The organism is Jiangella rhizosphaerae (assembly GCF_003579925.1).
Lineage (GTDB): Bacteria > Actinomycetota > Actinomycetes > Jiangellales > Jiangellaceae > Jiangella > Jiangella rhizosphaerae.
In genome coordinates this window covers 1-3,013 of the sequence record NZ_QUAL01000288.1, presented here as the reverse complement: position 1 = coordinate 3,013, position 3,013 = coordinate 1, and the positions used below count along the sequence as shown (strand labels likewise).

At 77.2% G+C, this 3,013-nt stretch carries 3 protein-coding genes and 1 pseudogene; all 4 read left to right on the top strand.

Features of this window, described 5'->3' with window-relative positions; translation table 11 throughout:
• Window positions 1-285: pseudogene (locus DY240_RS32395) on the top strand (hypothetical protein); the annotation flags it as partial.
• Complete coding sequence (locus tag DY240_RS23390; RefSeq protein WP_119662158.1) at window positions 282-1,034, top strand: sulfite exporter TauE/SafE family protein; 753 nt, start codon at window positions 282-284, stop codon at window positions 1,032-1,034. The pseudogene DY240_RS32395 and the gene DY240_RS23390, both read left to right, overlap by 4 nt.
• A complete protein-coding gene (locus DY240_RS23385; RefSeq protein ID WP_119662157.1) occupies window positions 1,034-1,840 on the top strand; it encodes a TrmH family RNA methyltransferase in 807 nt (268 codons plus the stop codon). The genes DY240_RS23390 and DY240_RS23385 overlap by 1 nt, the downstream gene beginning before the upstream one ends.
• A 53-nt stretch (window positions 1,841-1,893) precedes the next feature.
• Window positions 1,894-3,013, top strand: a 1,120-nt coding sequence (locus DY240_RS32390) for a hypothetical protein (RefSeq protein ID WP_158602970.1), incomplete at its 3' end; no start/stop codon positions are given.

Here is a 3,013-nt window from a genome sequence, read left to right as displayed (position 1 = left end):
CGCGCGCTGCAGGCCGCCCAGGCCGCGTCCGACCCGTCGACGCCGCTGCCGTCCGCGGGCACGGGCGACGGCGCCTCCACCGGCGAGTCCGCGTCCGAGGCCGCGTCCCGGGCCGTCTCCGACGGGTCCGGCGACCGCGACGAGCGCGGCCCGGCGGAGAACGGCCCCGCGGAGAACGGCCCGGCGCTGGGCCGCGACCTGACCGTCGACCCCGATGACGAGCGCGGCCCCGGCTCCGACCGGCCGCCGTCGCCGCCCGCACCGCCCGCGCCCCCGGCGGGGTGAGCCTGCTCGACGTCGTCGCGATCGTCGCGGCCGGGTTCGCGGCGGGTGCGATCAACGCCGTCGTGGGCTCCGGGACGATGATCACCTTCCCGACGCTGCTGGCGCTGGGCTACCCGCCCGTGGTGGCCAACGTGTCCAACACCGTCGGTTTGGTGCCGGGCTCGCTGATGGGGGCCTGGGGCTACCGCGAGGAACTGCGCGGCCAGCGCGACCGGGTGCTCCGGTTCGGGCTGGCCGCCCTCGTCGGCGGCGCCGGCGGTGCCGTGCTGCTGCTGGCGCTGCCGCCGGGCGCGTTCGAGGCGATCGTGCCGGTGCTGATCGTGCTGGCCTGCGTGCTGGTCGCGGCCCAGCCGTGGATCTCGCGGCGGCTGAAGGAGCGCCCGCCCGGACGCGAGCACGGCGGCCCGGTGGTCTGGCTGCTGATCCTGCTGACGGCCGTCTACGGCGGCTACTTCGGTGCCGCGCAGGGCGTGCTGCTGCTCGCCGTCCTGGGCCTGTCGCTGTCCGACTCGCTGCAGCGGCTCAACGCGGTCAAGAACGTGCAGGCCGGGCTGGTGAACCTGGTCGCCGGCCTGGTCTTCGTGGTCGTCGCCGACGTCGACTGGGCGGCCGCCGGGCTGATCGCGCTCGGCTCCGCGGCCGGCGGGCTCGTCGGCGCCCGGGTGGGCCGGCGGCTGTCCCAGGCGGTGCTGCGCGGCGTCGTCGTCGCGGTCGGTCTCGTCGCGGTCGTCCTCCTGGTGGTGCGGTGATGGCCGTCGTCGTCGAGGTCGAGGGCGTCGACGACCCCCGGCTGGCCGACTACGTCTCGCTGCGCGACGTGCAGCTGCGCACGTCGCTGGAGACCGAGCACGGCCTGTTCCTGGCCGAGGGCGAGAAGGTGGTCCGCCGGGCGATCGCCGCGGGCTACCGGCCACGCTCGTTTCTCATGGCGCCGCGCTGGGTCGAGGCGCTCGCCGACGTGCTCGCCGCTGCCGGGGACGTCCCCGTCTACGTCGCACCGGAGCCGGTCATCGAGGGCGTCACTGGCTTCCACGTGCACCGCGGCGCGCTGGCCTCGCTGCACCGCCGGCCGCTGCCGCCGGTCGCCGACGTGCTGAGCGCGGCCACGCGGGTGGTCGTGCTGGAGGACCTCGTCGACCACACCAACGTCGGCGCGATCTTCCGCTGCGCGGCGGCGCTGGGCTGGGACGCCGTCCTGCTCGGGCCGCGCTGCGCCGACCCGCTCTACCGGCGTGCGGTCAAGGTCTCGATGGGCACGGTGTTCTCCGTCCCGTACACCCGCGTCGACGAGTGGTACGACGCGCCCGCGACGCTCGCCGCCGCCGGGTTCGAGACGCTGGCGCTCACCCCGGCCGACGACGCCGTCGACCTCGCCGAGGTGGAGCCCGCGGAGCGGACGGCGCTGCTGGTCGGCGGCGAAGGGCACGGGCTGTCCGCGCGCTGGATGACGGCGGCGGACCGGCGGGTGCGCATCCCGATGCAGGCCGGGGTCGACTCCCTCAACGTGGCCGCGGCGACCGCCGTGGCCTGTTATGCCCTCCGTCCTGCCCGGTAGTCTGTGCCGATCATGCGTGGGGGAAACGGTTGCCGAGCCGGCGGGGACCGCTGATGCGGGTCAAGCGCGCGCGTGCCCATGCCGCCGTCGTCGCGACGGTGGCCGCCTGGGTGTTCGTGGTGGCCGCGGTCACCACCGGACTGGTCGGCTACCTGGTCGTGGCCAGCCAGGACGGCGTCCGCGAGGCGCTGCGCGACGCGCCTCCGGCGGAGTCCGCCGTGCAGGCCGTCACCCGCCTCGGCCCCGACCCCGGCGACCAGGACCGCGCCGTGCGCGAGGACGTCGCCGGGCGGTCCGGCGGCGCACCGCTCGACGTCCACCGCAGCCTGGCCGGCGGCGAGGACGCCCTGACCGTGCCCGGCAGCGACGAGGAGGCGCGCGGCGTCCTCGCCGCCTACGAGCGCCTGGAGGAGCACGCGGAGCTGGTCGACGGGGCCTGGCCGGCCGCGGACGGCGCGGGCGGCGCCGCCGCGACGGAGGCCGCGCTGCACGCCACCGCCGCCGAGGCTCTGGGCCTGTCGACCGGCGACGAGATCAGCGTCGGCGAGACCCGGGTGCTGGTCACCGGCACCTGGCTGCCCGCCGACCCGGCCGACCCGTTCTGGTTCGGTGAGCCGATGGAGGTGGCCGGCGTCGACGGCTCGGCCTACGGGCCGTTCGTGGTCACCGAGGCCGCCCTGACCGCCGTCGAGCCGTCGCCGCGCGTGCGCTGGCGGATCACCCCGCGGGCCGGCGAGATCACCCCCGGCCAGATCGCCGCGCTCGCCGACGCGCTGCCCGGGCTGCCGGGCGAGCTGGAGGGCGACGAGCGGATCGACGTCCGCGGCGTCGCGACCAGCGGCGAGCTCGCCGCGACCGCCGCCTCGCTGGACGCCGACCTCGCGCGTGGCACCAGCGTCTCCGCCGTCCCGCTCATCGTGCTGGTGGCCGTCGCGATCGTCACCGGCGCCCAGGTGGCCCGGCTGCTCGGCGTGGTCCGCGAGGTCGAGACGACGCTGCTGCGCTCGCGCGGGCTGTCCGCCGGCCAGCTGGTGTGGTGGTCGGTGCTGGAGTCGGTGGCGGTCGTCGTGCCGGCCGCGGCGATCGGCGCCGCGGCGACGGTGCTCGCGCTGCGGGCGGGCGGCGGACCGGCCGTCGACGCAGGCGTGGCGGCGTGGTGCGCGGCCGGTGTCG

What these genes read in the sequence shown, in the direction of transcription:
- DY240_RS23385 (WP_119662157.1), top strand. Translation starts at nt 1,034, where the DNA reads ATGGCCGTCGTCGTCGAGGTCGAGGGCGTCGACGACCCCCGGCTGGCC.